We start from the raw sequence: 15,271 nt of genomic DNA on the forward strand, positions 1-15,271 counted from the left end.
TCATTCCTTGAATTGATCAGCTAAGCTAATTTTATCAAATTGTTCCATTAGAAATTCTTTAGCTTTTTCTTTATCTAAAGATAAAATATCCAAAGGTTCACTTAGACTATAAGTAATCTTACTAAAAGGTTTTGGCAAGATCATCTTATCCCAACTTTTAAATTCCCAAAAACGATTTGCTTCATAGTTTAAAATTCTTATCTTTAGTTCTTTTTTTTGAGCCAAAATGATAGAACCATCTGAAATACTATGATAAGGCCCACGTGGACCATCAGGCGTGATAACTATATCGTCATTTTGTTCTAAAACTTTAAATGCAGCTCTAAGTGCACTGCTAGCACCCCTTGAAGTGCTTCCTCTTACAGTATCAAGACCGAAAAGCTTGATGATTTTTGCAATTTGTTCTCCATCTTTATGGTGGGAGATCATGACATAGGCTTTTTTATTTTTTTGTCTATAATGTCTAAACGCAAAAGGCATGAGTGCTAATTTTCCATGCCAAAAAAGTATCACACTAGCTTTACGGTCAACTTTTTCACCTTTATAGTGCTTTTTACAGCTTAAAAAAATAAGCCATTGCAAGATGAAAATTATATATGTTAAGCAATGGATTTTAAACGATTTCCCCATATAAAACCATACGCTTTGCATTAGTGATTTTTACTTCTTTAAATTGCCCTAAAAGTTCTTCGCTACCTTCAACTTGAACTAAAAAATTATTATCTGTTCTTCCAGCAATGCTATTGCCTGCTCTTAATTCTTCAAATAAAACTTTAAAAGTTTTATTTTCTTGTTTTTTTACAATTTCATCTAAAATTTCACTATGACGATTTTGTAAGGTGCTAAGTCTTCTTGAAGCTGTTTCTTCATCGATTTGATTAGGCATGGTTGCGGCTTTTGTTAAAGGGCGTTTGGAGTATTTAAAAGAAAAAATTTGTTCAAAACGCACTTTTTCCAAAACATCCATAGTTTCTTCAAAATCTTTTTCACTTTCCCCTGGAAAAGCTACAATAATGTCTGTAGAAATGCTAACATTTGGACAAAGTTCTCTAAGTTTTAAGGCTCTATTTAAATACCATTCTTTAGTATAGCCACGCTTCATAGATTTTAAAATTTCACTTGAGCCGCTTTGTAAAGGCATGTGCATGGATTTGCAAACTTTTGGATTATTGGCAAAAACTTCTAAAAATTTATCATCCATATGCAAAGGATGTGGACTTGTAAAGCGAATGCGTTCCAAACCTTCTATAGTGCTAAGTTCTTCTAAAAGATCTGAAAAGTCTATTTTTTTATGTTCGTTTCTAAATCTTTTGCCGTAGTTATTGACATTTTGTCCTAGCAAGAAAATCTCTTTAGCGCCTTTTTCAACGGCTTTTTGAGCTTCTTTATAGATAATATTAAAAGGTATGGAAATTTCATCTCCTCTAGTATGTGGCACTATACAATAAGTGCAGTGTTTATCACAACCTATGGAGATATTAATATAGGATTTATAAATACTATTTCTAAAATCTGCAAAAGCAAATTCACTTTCATCATAGTCTATGTCCACCCCCATAAATTTTGGAGTTTTTATAGCTTGAGTGATTTTGGAAATATTTCTTGCCCCTAGAACAAAATCCACATAAGGAGCACGTTTGAAAATTTCATTTCCCAAATGTGATGCAGTGCATCCACAAACTCCTATTTTAGCACCTTCTTTTTTAACTTTTTCAAAGCCACCCACTTCTGAGAAAAGTTTATGCACAGGTTTTTCACGCACTGAACAGGTATTGATAAGAATAAGATCTGCTTCTTTGATATCTTCTGTTAGTGCGTAATTTTCTTTTTGTGTTAATTCTGCGATCATATGCTCAGAATCTCTAACATTCATCGCACAACCTAAAGTTTGGATAAAAAGTTTTTTAGCACTCAAAGAATATGTACCTCATACATAAAATCATTATCATCAAGTCCGTATTTTACGGTTCTATGATAAATGCTTACTCCTTTTTTTTCAAAATGATTTACAAGGGCAATGAGTTGTTTGTGTGTATTATCTTTATCAAAATAAAAAAACTTTTGTCCTTCTTTTTCTATAGCCTCTTCGATTTTTTCTAGGCTAATATTTTTAGGTTTTTCATTAATCAAAGTTCTTGCCAATTTTAATTCCATAGCTAAATCCTTAAGAATTTTCATTTTAATCTATAATTTTAGCAAATTTTACTTTTAATTAAACTTATTAAGGATATAATTTTTATCTACATTTTTAAATTTCCCACAAAAAAGGTTTTATAAAATATGGAAAAGATAGCAGATATTATCGAATCTATTGCTAATGAAAAAAATTTAAACTTAGAGAATGTAAGAGAAAAGGTAGCTACCGCTTTAATCAATACTGCAAAAAGAATTTATGGACAAGAATATGAGTTTTTTGTGGATCCTAAAAATTTAAATCTTTATCAAAAAATTACCATAGTAGCAGACAATGACGAGAGATTACAAAATAAAAGTGAGAGTTTTATCGCGTTAAGTAAGGCAAAATCAGAAGCTCCAGATGTTGAAATAGGAGATGAATTAACTTATGAATGTTCTTTGGAAAATTTAGGAAGAACTGCGGTAAATACCTTGCATAAAGAACTTGAATATCATATACAAAAATTATTAGAACAAACTATTTTTGAAAAATATAAAAACAAAGTAGGGCAAATGGTTTTTGGTACAGTTGTTAGAGTGGATAATGAAGAAAATACTTTTATTGAAATAGATGAATTAAGAGCTTTTTTGCCAAGAAAAAATCGCATTAAAGGGGAAAAGTTTAAAATAGGTGATGTGGTAAAATCGGTGATACGCCGTGTTTATACAGATAAGGGTATTAAAATCGAGCTTAGTCGTACAAGTCCTAAATTTTTAGAATGTTTACTTGAAGCTGAGGTTCCAGAAATCAAAGATGGTTATGTCAATATTATAGGATGTGCTAGAATTCCAGGTGAAAGAGCAAAAATCATTCTTCAGGCCAATGGAGCAAATATCGATCCTGTAGGTGCTACAGTAGGTGTTAAAGGTGTAAGAATTAATGCAGTAAGCAAAGAGCTTCATAATGAAAATATTGATTGTATAGAATTTACAAATGAGAGTGAAATTTTAATTTCTCGTGCCTTAGCTCCTGCTATTGTAAATTCTGTAAAAATTGAAGATAAAAAAGCTATTGTAAGTTTAAATAGCGAACAAAAAAGTAAAGCTATAGGAAAAAATGGTATTAATATTCGCCTTGCTTCTATGTTAAGTGGTTATGAAATAGAGCTCAATGAATTAAGCTCATCGCAGCTAAATAATGCCATCAGTAATGAAGAAGCAATGAAAAATCTTCAAGATTTGTTTAAAATTTAAAATATTTGTGAATTTTCACAAATATTTTTTATAAAACCACTTCCAATAAAATGCCGCAAAGATAAAAATCATACCCAATAAACCTGTAATCAGTTCTAAACTCAAGCCTATTTCAAATAAAAAGCCCATAAGCATTGAAATAATAGCGCTAAAACTAAGATAAATCATATCTGTATAAGCGATCACTCTACCATGATATTCTTTGTCAGCATTTTTTTGTATCATAGTGTAGGTGTAAGCCCAAAGTGCTGAGGTAAAAAAACCTGCGCCAATTAAACCTAAAAAAGAAATATAAAAATTAAATTGAGTTAAAGCCCAAAGTATAATACCAAAACCTTGACCAAGATACATGTAAAATAAATTTTTATCATTAATAAATTTGCTTAAAACCATAGGTCCTATAGCTAAAGAACAAGCACGTACTGCATTTAAAAACCCTATTACTAAAGCAGCAGATAAAACTTCTTTATATTGATGTTGCGCTAAAAGCGTAACCAAGGTTTCATAAGCAGTTAAACCTATAAAAGCGTGAAGCAAGATAAGATGAAAAATTATTTTATTATTTAAAACATAGAAAAATCCTTCTTTTATCATGGTAAAAAAGCGACTTTGTGTTTTTTGATGAAAATCAGGAATGCTTAATCTTACTAAAAAAGAAATGCCTATGAGTATAAGTACACAGTCAAATAAAAAAGCGGTTTTAACTCCTAGAAAATAAATAAAAATTCCCGCACTTGCCATACCTGTTGTATAAGAAATCGCCCAAATGACACTGTGCATTTCATTAGCGAGTTTAAGTTCTTGAGGGGTTAAAATTTTAGCCAATAAACTCATTTCAGCTTGAAAATAAATCGAAGCAACGCAAAGTCTTATGAAGATTAAAATAAACAAAAGCCAAAGCATGCTAAGACTTGTGACAAAAATAAGACAAAAAATAGAAATTAATTCTATGCTAATCATACTGAGTAAAAGTTTTTTAGGTTTATTTTTCTCTACTATGACGCCATTAATAGGAGCAAGCAAAACTCCAGGTAAAAAAGCAAGCATAGCACTTGTAGCTGTTGCCCAAGTAGGAGCATTAAGCTCGACTAAAAGGGTAAAAACTCCAGTTTGAGAAAACCATGCTCCAAAATATACTATAAACTGAACCGAAGCTAATATTCTGATATTTTTATTATTTTTTAATAGTTCAATGTAATTCATAAGCGAAACTATAGCATAATTTATATTTTAAATGCTATAATTATTTTAATTATGTAAAAAAACAAGGAAAAATTTTGAAAAGACTGGATAAAAAAGAAGCTTTAGATTTATTATATCATGCGAGTTTAACGGAACTTGGAGAAATGGCTTATAAAAGAAAATTAGAACTTCATCCTGAAAAAATTACCACTTTTGTTGTGGATAGAAATATTAATTATACCAATGTTTGTTGTATTGATTGTTCTTTTTGTGCTTTTTATCGCCATCATAAAGAAGATGATGCTTATATTTTAAGCTTTGAGGAGATAGGCAAGAAGATAGAGGAGCTTGAAGCTATTGGGGGTACACAAATTCTTTTTCAAGGTGGGGTGCACCCAAAATTAAAAATAGAATGGTATGAAGAATTAGTTTCTTGGATAAAAGAACATTATCCAAATATCACTGTACATGGTTTTTCAGCAGTTGAAATCGCTTATATTGCAAAAGCATCTAAAATTTCAATTACTGAAGTGCTGCAAAGATTGCAAGCTAAAGGTTTATTTTCTATACCAGGAGCAGGTGCTGAGGTGCTAAGCGATAGGGTGCGTGATATCATTGCACCAAATAAATGCGATACAGCTACTTGGTTAGAAGTACATCGCCAAGCTCATAAAATCGGTATGAAAAGTACAGCTACTATGATGTTTGGAACGGTTGAAAATGATGAAGAAATCATCGATCATTTTGAGCATTTGAGAAAATTACAAGATGAAACAGGTGGTTTTAGAGCTTTTATTTTATGGAGCTTTCAAAGTGATAATACTGCTTTAATCCAAAAACATCCAGAGATTATGAAGCAAAGTTCTAACAAGTATTTAAGACTTTTAGCTTTAGCAAGACTTTATTTAGATAATTTTAAAAATTTGCAAAGTTCTTGGGTAACTCAAGGCTCGATTATAGGTCAACTTGCTTTAAAATTTGGGGCTAACGATTTAGGCTCAACCATGATGGAAGAAAATGTAGTAAGTGCCGCAGGAGCAAGTTATAGAATGAATCAAGATGAGATGATAAGGCTGATTAGAAGTTTAGGCGAAAATCCAGCTAAACGCAATACCGCTTATGAAATTTTAGAAAGGTTTTAATGCAGTATTTAGAGAGTAGGGGTGTTAAAATCCCTTTTATTTTTGAAAAAAATTCTGATTTTCCTATTGTTGTTTTAAAGCTTGTCTTTAGAAATTGTGCTAGAAGTTATGATGAAATAGCAGGCTTAGCTAAGATGTTTTCACGTATTTTAAATGAAGGCGTGGATGATAAATTTTTTAAGGATTTAGAATTTAGAGCGATAAATTTAGAGGCAAGTAGTGGTTTTGAAAGCTTGGAAATCAATCTTTCTTGCTTGAAAGAAAATTTTGATTTTGCTTTAAAGAGTTTAGAAAAATTGCTTTTAAAACCAAGAATAGAAGAAAAAACTTTGCAAAAATTAAAAATCAATGCCTTAGGTGAGCTCGCGAGTAAAAATAGTGATTTTGATTATTTAGCAAAAAATTTACTCAATGCTCAAATTTTTAAATGTAAAGAATTTCAAAGTTCAAATGATGGAGATGAAAAAAGTATAGAAACTTTGTCTTTAAAAGATTTACAAAATTTTTATAAAAATTTTATCCATCTTAGCGATTTGGTTGTGATTTTAGGAGGAGATTTAGAAGAAAAACAAGCCAAGGAAGATCTTTTAAAACTCTTATCAAAACTTCAAATAGGTAAGAAAAATACTCCAAAAAAATATGAGTTAAGCAAAAACATCAAAGATGAAATTTTGCTACGCCCAGAAAGTAAACAAGCTTATATTTATTTTGCTACGCCTTTTTTTGCCGATTTTAAAGATAAGGATTTATATCTTGCAAAAATTGCTTTATTTGTGCTAGGACAAGGGGGATTTGGTTCAAGGATTATGGAAGAAATTCGTGTTAAAAGAGGTCTTGCATACTCAGCTTATGCTATGCTTGATATGAATATGTCTTTTTCTAGAGTTTTTGGATATTTACAAACTAAAAATGAAAGCGCTAAAGAAGCTAAAAAAATTGTAAAAGAGCTTTTTGAAGATTTTATAAAAAATGGCATGACTCAAAACGAACTTGATCAAGCTAAAAATTTTCTCATAGGATCAACTCCTTTGCGTTATGAAAGCTTAAGCAAGCGTTTATCTATGGCCTTTAATGAATTTTATCAAGGTTTAAATTTGGGATATTATAAAGAAGAGTTAAAACTTATGGAAAAGGTTAAACTTGAAACCATCAATGCTTATATTAAAAAACATCAAGAGCTTTTAAATATAAGTTTTGCAAGCATACAAAATGAAAATTAAAGAAAGTGATTTTGAATTTTTTAAAAAATTAAAAATTAGAAGCGCTATTGATTTAGCGCTTCTTTTACCTAAAAAAATTGAAAATTTAAATCCAAGTAAAAATCCTAAAGAAAATGAAATTTGCACCCAAAAAATCACTATAAAAAGCGTTAGTTCAAGAAAAAATCAACTTTTTGGTTTGGGTTTTTGTGAAGAATGGCAAGAAAATATCTCTTTTGTGTTTTTTCATCCTAGAGCTTGGCATTTTGGGATTTGTAAGGTAGGAAAAGAGCTTATTTTTAATGCTAAACTCTCACGTTTTAATCACACTTGGCAATTTAACAATCCTAAAATTTTAACTTCTTTTGAGGGTTTTAGTCCAAAGTATCAAATTTTAGGCTTAAAAGATACAAAAATTGCTGCTTTTATACATAAATATCTTAACTATGAAAATTTAAAAGAAAGTGGCATAGAGGATAAATATATACATTTTCTTTTAAATTTACATGCCTATGATGAAAAAAGTTTTTTTATGTTTGAAAATTTGCAAAATTTTAGCAAAGATTTAAAATACATAGAAATATATAATTTTTTAAAGCGTTTAAAAGCTAAAAAAACGCATTTTAAAGCTCATCAAATCAATGTTTTTAATATAGCCAATTGGATTAAGGATTTGCCTTTTTCTCTTACTAAAGATCAGCTTAACGCCTTAAAAGACATAGAAAAAGATTTACACTCAAAAGAAGCCAAAAGGCGTGTGATTATGGGTGATGTGGGGTGTGGTAAAACCTTGGTTTTACTTGGTGCGGCTTTGATGGTTTATCCTAAGCAAGCTATTTTAATGGCACCTACTAGTATTTTAGCGTATCAGCTTTATGAAGAGGCTAAGAAATTTTTACCTGATTTTATGAATATTTTGTTTATTAAAGGGGGTAAAAAAGAAAAAGATTTAGAACAAAATATTCAAAAAGCAAATCTTATCATAGGCACTCATGCTTTAATTCATTTAGAAAGCCATAATGCCGTACTTGTAATGATAGACGAACAACATCGTTTTGGATCAGCTCAGCGTGAGAAAATTCATTCTTTAAATAAGCAAGAATTTGCCCCTCATTTTATACAGTTTTCAGCTACGCCTATTCCAAGAACTTTAAGCATGATACAATCTGAACTTTTAAATTTTAGCTTTATTAAACAAATGCCTTTTAAAAAAGATATTACAACTTATTGCATACAAAATGAAGGTTTTTCTAAGCTTAGCGAGAAGATCAAGGAAGAAATTTCTAAAAATCATCAAATTATCATTATTTATCCCTTAGTGAGTGCTAGTGATAAGATTCCTTATCTTTCTTTAGAACAGGCTAAAGAATATTGGCAGAGTCATTATGAAAAAGTTTTTGTAACTCATGGAAAAGATAAACAAAAAGATGAAATTTTAGAGCGTTTTAGAGATGAGGGAAATATTTTACTAAGCACTACAGTGGTGGAAGTAGGTATTTCTTTGCCAAGATTGAGTATGATAGTGATTGTGGGGGCGGAACGTTTAGGACTTGCTACTTTACATCAACTTCGTGGCCGTGTAGGTCGTGTAGGGCTTAAAAGTACTTGCTATCTTTATACTAAGCTTAAAGAAATTCCGAGTCGTTTAAAAGAATTTGCTAGCACTTTAGATGGGTTTAAAATAGCAGAGCTTGATCTTAAAAATCGTTTGAGTGGAGATTTGCTCGATGGTTTTATGCAGCATGGAAATGAGTTTAAATTTTTTGATTTTTCTAAGGATGAGGAGATTTTAGAAAAGGTGAAAAAAGATTTGGCAAAAAAATTGCCAAATTAATGTCCACCGTACTTATAAAGCATATTTTGAAAATGTGAAGCTATCATTTGTGCACGCTGTAAAATGACATTTTTCATTTCCTCATTATAAACTATATTTAAACTTTCTTCAAAAAGTTTTAGCCAAACTTCAAAAAATTCTTGAGGAAAAGGAGGTAGATCTAGATGCTTTTTTAAGGGTTGCCCATTATAATCACCTTCGCCTAAAAGCATGCCTGCCCAAAAATTTCCTATTTTTGCTTTATGATCTTTCCATTCTTCATCGCTTGTTCCAATAGCATTGTTAAAAATAGGACCTAAATCCTTATCTTTTCTAACTTTTTCATAAAATATTTCCATGAGTTTTGCTATACTTTCTTGATTAATTGTTTCAAATTTCATATAAGCCTTTCTTAAATGTTAATTTTATGGCGTTAATATAGCAAAAATAAGATAAATTAAATTTAACATAAGTTAAGAATGGAAAATGTATATAATGAAAGATTATTTAGAACTTTTATCTAGTGTAGGAAAATTAAAAAAATTTCAAAAAAATAGTATTTTATTTTATGAAGGCGAAGAGGCTAAAAAATTTTTTATTTTACTCAAGGGAAAAATACGCATTTATAAAAGTACAGCAAGTGATAAAGAAATTACTTTGCATTATTTTAATCCTCTAAATTTTATAGCAGAAATGCCTGCTTTTAAAAAATTAAATTATCCTGCTAATGCTATTTTTGAAGAAGATGGAGAAATTTTGGAAATTGATTTTATTAATTTTCAAAATTTATGCAGTGAAAATAAAGAATTCAATTTTTTACTCATCAGTTCACTTTTTGATAAAATTAAAATTTTAGAAAAGAAATTATCTCAAAATGCATTAGATTTAAGGACGAGATTATTAAAGTATCTTTTGGAAAATGAAAAAAATTTAGATACAATTTCACAAAAACAAATTGCAATTGATTTAAATGTTAGAGCACAATCTTTATCTCGAGTGTTAAAAGAGCTTAAAATTTCAGAACTTATTGATACAAAAAAAGGTAGAATTGAAATTTTAAATAAAGATATGATCATGAAAGAACTTTGGTAAAATTTAAGGTAGAGAATGGATTTTGATTTTATATTAGCTCAAGCTCCTGCTTTTTTAACAGCTGCTTGGCTTACGATAAAACTAAGCTTTTTTGGAATTATTTTTTCTTTGATAATAGGCTTGTTTTGTATTTTAATGAGTTATTTTAAAATAAAAATTTTAGAAAATATTTGCAAGCTTTATATAGAGTTTTCAAGAAATACGCCTTTATTAATTCAACTTTTTTTCTTATATTATGCTTTACCTAAATTTAATATACATTTAGAACAAATTCCACCGCTTAGTGTGATTTGTTTAAGCGTAGAAGAAACTTTAAGACCTTCTTTTGCTTGTGCTATAGTAGGACTTAGTTTTTTAGGGGGTTCCTATATGGCTGAGAGTTTAAGGGCGGGATTTGAAGCCATAAGAAAACAGCAGTTTGAAGCCGGACTTTCTTTGGGTTTTTCAAAATTTGGAAATTTGCGTTATGTGATTTTGCCGCAAGCTTTAGCTATTTCTATGCCAAGTATTAGTGCTAATATTATATTTTTAATCAAAGAAACTTCAGTGGTTAGTATTATTGCCTTGCCAGATTTGGTGAATTTAATGAAGAGTTTAAATTCCTTAACCTATAAGACAGATGAGCTATTGTTTTTGTTGTTTATGGGATATTTGTGCATTATTTTGCCTTTGTCTTTTATTTTGCTAAAGTTTGAAAAAAGGTTGATTCATGCTTGAACTTTTAAATACCGATACGCTTTTAAGACTCTGGCAAGGGCTTTTTGTCACTCTTGAAATTTCATTTATCAGCATTATTATTACTTCGATAGGTGGGTTGTTTTTGGGAATTTTAATGAGTTTTAAAAATACCTATATCTATGCTTTTTGTCGTTTAGGTTTAGAATTTGTGCGTGTTATGCCACTTTTGGTATGGCTTTTTGTGGTGTATTTTGGTTTTCCTAGATGGTTTGAGTGGGATTTGAGTTCTGTAAGTGCAGCTATTATTGTCTTTAGCATTTGGGGTTGTTTTGAGATGATGGATTTAGTGCGTGTTTCCTTGCAGAGTATTCCAAAGCATCAGTATGAAAGTGCATCATCTTTAGGTTTAAATACGGTGCAAAGTTTTGTTTATATTATTATTCCACAAGCTATGCGTCGTTTAACTCCTATGAGCATGAATTTACTTACTCGCATGATTAAAAGTACAACCTTTGCTTATTTAATCGGAGCGGTAGAGCTTGTCAAGATAGGGCAACAAATTATAGAATTTCATAATAAAAATGATTTTGCACCTTTTATTATTTATGGTTTGATTTTTTTTATCTTTTTTATACTTTGTTATCCTATCACTTTATATTCAAGAAAATTAGAGAAAAAATGGAGCTAAAATGAGCATACTAAAAATAGAAAATTTACAAAAGTATTATGGTTCGCATCACGCCTTAAAAGATATTAATTTAGAAGTTAAAGCCAAAGAAGTTGTGGTGATTTTAGGTCCTAGCGGATGTGGAAAATCTACGCTTTTGCGTTGTATTAATGGGCTTGAAGAGATTGCAAGTGGTAATATTTATATTGATAATGAGAAAATAGATAAAGATTTTAAAGAATGGCCAAGAATGCGTCAAAAAGTTGGCATGGTTTTTCAATCTTATGAACTTTTTGAGCATTTAAGTGTTGAAGAAAATATACTTTTAGGACCCATGAAAGTACAAAAAAGAAAGAAAGATGAGGTTTTAAAAGAGGCTAAAATTTGGCTTGAAAAGGTGGGACTTTTGCATAAAATTCATGCTTATCCAAGAGAGCTTAGCGGAGGACAAAAGCAAAGAATTGCCATAGTAAGAAGTTTATGTATGAATCCTGAGTTAATGCTTTTTGATGAGGTTACAGCAGCACTGGATCCTGAGATTGTTAGAGAAGTTTTAGAAGTGATGTTAAATCTTGCAAAAGAGGGTATGACTATGCTTATTGTTACTCATGAAATGGGTTTTGCTAAAGCTGTAGCAGATAAAATTATTTTTATGGATGAAGGAAAAATCATCGAAGAAAATGATCCTAAAAGTTTTTTTGAAAATCCAAAAAGCGAAAGAGCAAAGAAATTTTTAAATTTGTTTGATTATCATAAATAGATAAAAATAATATTGGTTTATGATAATAAACTTTACAAGACTAAAATTTTATAGAAAAACTAAAAAAGTCTTGACAAAAATTTTTTTTTGAGTTATAATCTCACTTTTATTTTTGCTGGTTTAGCTCAGTTGGTAGAGCAGCTGCCTTGTAAGCAGCAGGTCGGGGGTTCAAGTCCCTTAACCAGCTCCATTTATTTTAGCAGTGTTTGACCAGAATATTGAAAAAGCAATATTTTTATGGTGAGTTACTCAAGTGGCCAACGAGGGCAGACTGTAAATCTGCTGGCTTTCGCCTTCCGTGGTTCGAATCCACGACTCACCACCATGCTTTGCGGGAGTAGCTCAGTTGGCTAGAGCATCAGCCTTCCAAGCTGAGGGTCGCGGGTTCGAGTCCCGTTTCCCGCTCCAATAATTTAAAAGAACTGGGAGCTGTATTTTAAAACCTTTAACTTACAGTATATATCCCATTAAGAGTTTTTGTTGTCTGTTATTATGTATAATTTTTCTGAGCGCTCGTATGGCTCAGAGGTAGAGCACTCCCTTGGTAAGGGAGAGGTCGCGGGTTCAATTCCCGCTATGAGCTCCATGAATTGAAAAAATTATATAGATATAAGACTTGCTTTGCTCAATTTATTTTTTATACGGAGGAAAAAAATGGCTAAAGAAAAATTTTCACGTAATAAGCCACACGTAAATATTGGTACTATTGGTCACGTTGACCATGGTAAAACTACTTTAACAGCTGCTATTTCTGCTGTTCTTTCTAGAAGAGGTTTAGCAGAGCTTAAAGATTATGATAATATCGATAATGCTCCAGAAGAAAAAGAGCGTGGTATTACTATTGCTACTTCTCATATTGAATATGAAACAGACAATCGTCACTATGCACACGTTGACTGCCCAGGTCACGCAGATTATGTTAAAAACATGATTACAGGTGCTGCACAAATGGATGGAGCGATCTTGGTTGTTTCTGCTGCAGATGGCCCTATGCCACAAACTAGAGAACATATTCTTCTTTCTCGTCAAGTAGGCGTTCCATATATTGTTGTTTTTATGAATAAAGCAGATATGGTTGATGATGCTGAACTTTTAGAGTTAGTTGAAATGGAAATTAGAGAATTATTAAGCTCTTATGATTTCCCAGGCGATGATACACCTATTATTTCTGGTTCTGCTTTAAAAGCCCTTGAAGAAGCTAAAGCTGGACAAGATGGTGAATGGTCGGCAAAAATTATGGATCTTATGGCTGCAGTTGATAGTTATATTCCAACTCCAACTCGTGATACTGAAAAAGACTTCTTGATGCCAATTGAAGACGTTTTCTCAATTTCAGGTCGTGGTACTGTTGTTACAGGTAGAATTGAAAAAGGTGTTGTAAAAGTAGGTGATACTATCGAAATCGTTGGTATTAAAGATACTCAAACAACAACTGTAACAGGTGTTGAAATGTTCAGAAAAGAAATGGATCAAGGGGAAGCAGGAGATAACGTAGGTGTTCTTCTTCGTGGTACTAAAAAAGAAGAAGTTATCCGTGGTATGGTTCTTGCTAAACCAAAATCAATTACTCCACACACTGACTTCGAAGCTGAAGTTTATATCTTAAATAAAGATGAAGGTGGTAGACATACTCCATTCTTTAACAACTATAGACCACAGTTTTATGTAAGAACAACTGATGTTACAGGTTCGATTAAATTAGCTGATGGTGTTGAAATGGTTATGCCAGGTGAAAATGTGAGAATTACTGTAAGCTTGATCGCTCCAGTAGCACTTGAAGAAGGAACTCGTTTTGCTATTCGTGAAGGTGGTAAAACTGTTGGTTCAGGTGTTGTTTCTAAAATTATTAAATAATTTAATAAAGCCAAGTTAAAAGCTTGGCTTTAATTTTTTAAGGAAAATTGAAATGAGAATTAAAGTTGGTTTAAAGTGTGAAGAATGTGGTGATATTAATTATAGCACCTATAAAAATAGTAAAAATACTACTGAAAAATTAGAATTAAAAAAATATTGCCCAAGATTAAAAAAACATACACTTCACAAAGAAGTTAAGCTAAAAAGTTAAGCTTGCGCCCTTAGGGCAATAGCTCCAACGGTAGAGCGCCGGATTCCAAATCCGATGGTTGGGGGTTCGAATCCCTCTTGCCCTGCCATAATTAAGGTTTAAATAAATGGAAAAATTAATAACTTATTTTAAATTATCAAAAGCCGAATTAAGGAAAGTAATTTTTCCTTTAAAAGAACAGGTAAGAAATGCCTATATTACAGTTTTTGTGGTTGTTGCGGTGATTTCTTTGTTTTTGGCGTTAGTGGATTGGCTTATGTCCTCTATTGTTTCTGCGATCGTATAAGGAGAGTAAATGAGTACTCATAAATGGTATGCAATTCAAACTTATGCTGGCAGTGAAATGGCAGTTAAAAGAGCCATTGAAAATTTAGTAAAAGATAACGGAATTGAAGAACAACTTAAAGAAATTGTTGTTCCAACTGAAGATGTTATTGAATTTAAGAATGGAAAAGAAAAGATTAGCGAAAGAAGTTTGTATTCAGGATACGTTTTTGCACTTCTTGATTTAAATACAGAGCTTTGGCATCGCATTCAATCTCTTCCAAAGGTTGGTCGTTTTATTGGAGAATCTAAAAAGCCAACCCCTTTAACAGAAAAAGATATTAATTTGATTTTGGAAAAAGTTCACAATCGTGCAGCGCCTAAACCAAAGATTTCTTTTGAAGAAGGGGAAAATGTGAGAATCACAGAAGGGCCATTTGCAAACTTTACTGCAATTGTAGAAGAGTATGATATGGTTCGTGGTTTATTAAAATTAAATGTTTCTATTTTTGGACGTTCAACTCCAGTGGAGATCTTATATTCTCAAGTTGAGAAAATAATTTAATTTATATCAAGTAAGGAGATTTGTTATGGCTAAAAAAGTCGTAGGCGAAATTAAATTGCAAATTGCTGCCACAAAAGCAAACCCATCACCACCTGTTGGTCCTGCTTTGGGTCAGCAAGGTGTTAATATTATGGAGTTTTGTAAGGCTTTTAATGAAAGAACAAAAGATATGGCAGGTTTTAATATCCCTGTTGTTATCACTGTTTATGCAGATAAAAGTTTTACTTTTATTACAAAACAACCGCCAGCTACGGATTTGATCAAAAAAGCAGCTGGAATTTCTAAAGGTACGGATAATCCACTTAAAAATAAGGTGGGTAAGTTAACTCGTGCTCAAGTTTTAGAAATAGTAGATAAGAAAATTGCAGATTTAAATACTAAAGATAGAGATCAAGCTGTTAAAATTATTGCAGGTTCAGCTCGTTCTATGGGTGTTGAAATCGTAGATTAATCCTTTCACCGCCAAGGTAAAAGG

Annotated in this window: 17 protein-coding genes, 5 tRNA genes and 1 pseudogene; 18 read left to right on the forward strand and 5 right to left on the reverse strand. The window is 31.2% G+C overall.

Annotation, left to right across the window (positions count from 1 at the left end):
- Genes AJN69_RS05650 through AJN69_RS05660 form a run of 3 tightly spaced genes read right to left on the reverse strand, consistent with a single transcriptional unit; the run spans nucleotide 1 to nucleotide 2,154 of the window.
- Nucleotides 1–630 carry a lysophospholipid acyltransferase family protein gene (locus AJN69_RS05650; protein WP_002891782.1) on the reverse strand — a complete coding sequence of 210 codons (630 nt, stop codon included), beginning with the start codon at nucleotides 628–630 and terminating at the stop codon, nucleotides 1–3.
- Nucleotides 614–1,915: a tRNA (N6-isopentenyl adenosine(37)-C2)-methylthiotransferase MiaB gene (gene miaB, locus AJN69_RS05655; RefSeq protein WP_070287951.1), complete on the reverse strand. Its 1,302-nt coding sequence runs from the start codon at nucleotides 1,913–1,915 to the stop codon at nucleotides 614–616. The genes AJN69_RS05650 and miaB overlap by 17 nt, the downstream gene beginning before the upstream one ends.
- Nucleotides 1,912–2,154 carry an HP0268 family nuclease gene (locus AJN69_RS05660; protein WP_002851103.1) on the reverse strand — a complete coding sequence of 81 codons (243 nt, stop codon included), beginning with the start codon at nucleotides 2,152–2,154 and terminating at the stop codon, nucleotides 1,912–1,914. Before AJN69_RS05660 ends, miaB begins: the two co-directional genes overlap by 4 nt.
- Nucleotides 2,155–2,280: 126 nt before the next feature.
- On the opposite strand from AJN69_RS05660, the gene nusA reads away from it, so the two are divergent.
- Nucleotides 2,281–3,369 (forward strand): transcription termination factor NusA, encoded by a 1,089-nt coding sequence (gene nusA, locus AJN69_RS05665; RefSeq protein ID WP_070287953.1) that lies wholly within the window; start codon nucleotides 2,281–2,283, stop codon nucleotides 3,367–3,369.
- A gap of 15 nt (nucleotides 3,370–3,384) precedes the next feature.
- On the opposite strand, the gene AJN69_RS05670 is transcribed toward nusA, so the two are convergent.
- On the reverse strand, nucleotides 3,385–4,572 hold the full coding sequence (locus AJN69_RS05670; RefSeq protein WP_070283333.1) for an MFS transporter: 1,188 nt from the start codon (nucleotides 4,570–4,572) through the stop codon (nucleotides 3,385–3,387).
- A 74-nt stretch (nucleotides 4,573–4,646) separates the two neighbouring features.
- On the opposite strand from AJN69_RS05670, the gene AJN69_RS05675 reads away from it, so the two are divergent.
- The 3 genes from AJN69_RS05675 to recG are packed head-to-tail and all read left to right on the forward strand — an operon-like array spanning nucleotide 4,647 to nucleotide 8,726.
- Nucleotides 4,647–5,693, forward strand: coding sequence for a dehypoxanthine futalosine cyclase (locus tag AJN69_RS05675; protein ID WP_002871187.1), 1,047 nt, complete (start codon nucleotides 4,647–4,649; stop codon nucleotides 5,691–5,693).
- Entirely contained in the window at nucleotides 5,693–6,913 is a 1,221-nt protein-coding gene (locus AJN69_RS05680; protein ID WP_070287954.1) for a pitrilysin family protein, read from the forward strand. The genes AJN69_RS05675 and AJN69_RS05680 overlap by 1 nt, the downstream gene beginning before the upstream one ends.
- Nucleotides 6,903–8,726: an ATP-dependent DNA helicase RecG gene (recG, locus tag AJN69_RS05685; protein ID WP_070287956.1), complete on the forward strand. Its 1,824-nt coding sequence runs from the start codon at nucleotides 6,903–6,905 to the stop codon at nucleotides 8,724–8,726. The genes AJN69_RS05680 and recG overlap by 11 nt, the downstream gene beginning before the upstream one ends.
- Here the strand turns inward: recG and ctb are convergent.
- Complete coding sequence (ctb, locus tag AJN69_RS05690) at nucleotides 8,723–9,106, reverse strand: truncated hemoglobin Ctb (RefSeq protein ID WP_070287958.1); 384 nt, start codon at nucleotides 9,104–9,106, stop codon at nucleotides 8,723–8,725. The genes recG and ctb overlap by 4 nt on opposite strands.
- 94 nt (nucleotides 9,107–9,200) lie before the next feature.
- On the opposite strand from ctb, the gene nssR reads away from it, so the two are divergent.
- The 14 genes and pseudogenes from nssR (at nucleotide 9,201) to rplK (ending at nucleotide 15,247) form a co-directional block, all read left to right on the forward strand.
- Complete coding sequence (gene nssR, locus AJN69_RS05695; RefSeq protein WP_002871191.1) at nucleotides 9,201–9,797, forward strand: nitrosative stress-sensitive transcriptional regulator NssR; 597 nt, start codon at nucleotides 9,201–9,203, stop codon at nucleotides 9,795–9,797.
- A 15-nt stretch (nucleotides 9,798–9,812) separates the two neighbouring features.
- Nucleotides 9,813–10,514: an amino acid ABC transporter permease gene (locus AJN69_RS05700; protein WP_002871192.1), complete on the forward strand. Its 702-nt coding sequence runs from the start codon at nucleotides 9,813–9,815 to the stop codon at nucleotides 10,512–10,514.
- Nucleotides 10,507–11,163: an amino acid ABC transporter permease gene (locus AJN69_RS05705; protein ID WP_052858141.1), complete on the forward strand. Its 657-nt coding sequence runs from the start codon at nucleotides 10,507–10,509 to the stop codon at nucleotides 11,161–11,163. Before AJN69_RS05700 ends, AJN69_RS05705 begins: the two co-directional genes overlap by 8 nt.
- Nucleotide 11,164: 1 nt before the next feature.
- Nucleotides 11,165–11,925, forward strand: a pseudogene (locus tag AJN69_RS05710) (amino acid ABC transporter ATP-binding protein).
- Nucleotides 11,926–12,016: 91 nt separating this feature from the next.
- Nucleotides 12,017–12,092: transfer RNA gene (locus AJN69_RS05715), tRNA-Thr, on the forward strand.
- A 49-nt stretch (nucleotides 12,093–12,141) separates the two neighbouring features.
- Nucleotides 12,142–12,227 (forward strand) — tRNA-Tyr (locus AJN69_RS05720).
- 6 nt (nucleotides 12,228–12,233) lie between these two features.
- A tRNA-Gly gene (locus AJN69_RS05725) sits at nucleotides 12,234–12,310 on the forward strand.
- A gap of 103 nt (nucleotides 12,311–12,413) precedes the next feature.
- Nucleotides 12,414–12,488, forward strand: a tRNA-Thr gene (locus tag AJN69_RS05730).
- A 68-nt stretch (nucleotides 12,489–12,556) separates the two neighbouring features.
- Nucleotides 12,557–13,756 carry an elongation factor Tu gene (gene tuf, locus AJN69_RS05735; protein ID WP_002855271.1) on the forward strand — a complete coding sequence of 400 codons (1,200 nt, stop codon included), beginning with the start codon at nucleotides 12,557–12,559 and terminating at the stop codon, nucleotides 13,754–13,756.
- Between the two features lie 52 nt (nucleotides 13,757–13,808).
- Nucleotides 13,809–13,967, forward strand: coding sequence for a 50S ribosomal protein L33 (rpmG, locus tag AJN69_RS05740; protein ID WP_002793551.1), 159 nt, complete (start codon nucleotides 13,809–13,811; stop codon nucleotides 13,965–13,967).
- A gap of 12 nt (nucleotides 13,968–13,979) precedes the next feature.
- A tRNA-Trp gene (locus AJN69_RS05745) sits at nucleotides 13,980–14,055 on the forward strand.
- A gap of 18 nt (nucleotides 14,056–14,073) precedes the next feature.
- The gene (gene secE / locus AJN69_RS05750; RefSeq protein ID WP_002854985.1) at nucleotides 14,074–14,253 is read left to right on the forward strand and encodes a preprotein translocase subunit SecE; all 180 of its coding nucleotides are present in this window, start codon (nucleotides 14,074–14,076) and stop codon (nucleotides 14,251–14,253) included.
- A 9-nt stretch (nucleotides 14,254–14,262) separates the two neighbouring features.
- A complete protein-coding gene (gene nusG, locus AJN69_RS05755; RefSeq protein WP_002851098.1) occupies nucleotides 14,263–14,796 on the forward strand; it encodes a transcription termination/antitermination protein NusG in 534 nt (177 codons plus the stop codon).
- 25 nt (nucleotides 14,797–14,821) lie between these two features.
- The gene (gene rplK, locus AJN69_RS05760; protein ID WP_070210025.1) at nucleotides 14,822–15,247 is read left to right on the forward strand and encodes a 50S ribosomal protein L11; all 426 of its coding nucleotides are present in this window, start codon (nucleotides 14,822–14,824) and stop codon (nucleotides 15,245–15,247) included.
- Nucleotides 15,248–15,271 lie beyond the last annotated feature (24 nt).

It is taken from the genome of Campylobacter sp. BCW_4338 (assembly GCF_001763255.1).
GTDB lineage: Bacteria > Campylobacterota > Campylobacteria > Campylobacterales > Campylobacteraceae > Campylobacter_D > Campylobacter_D jejuni.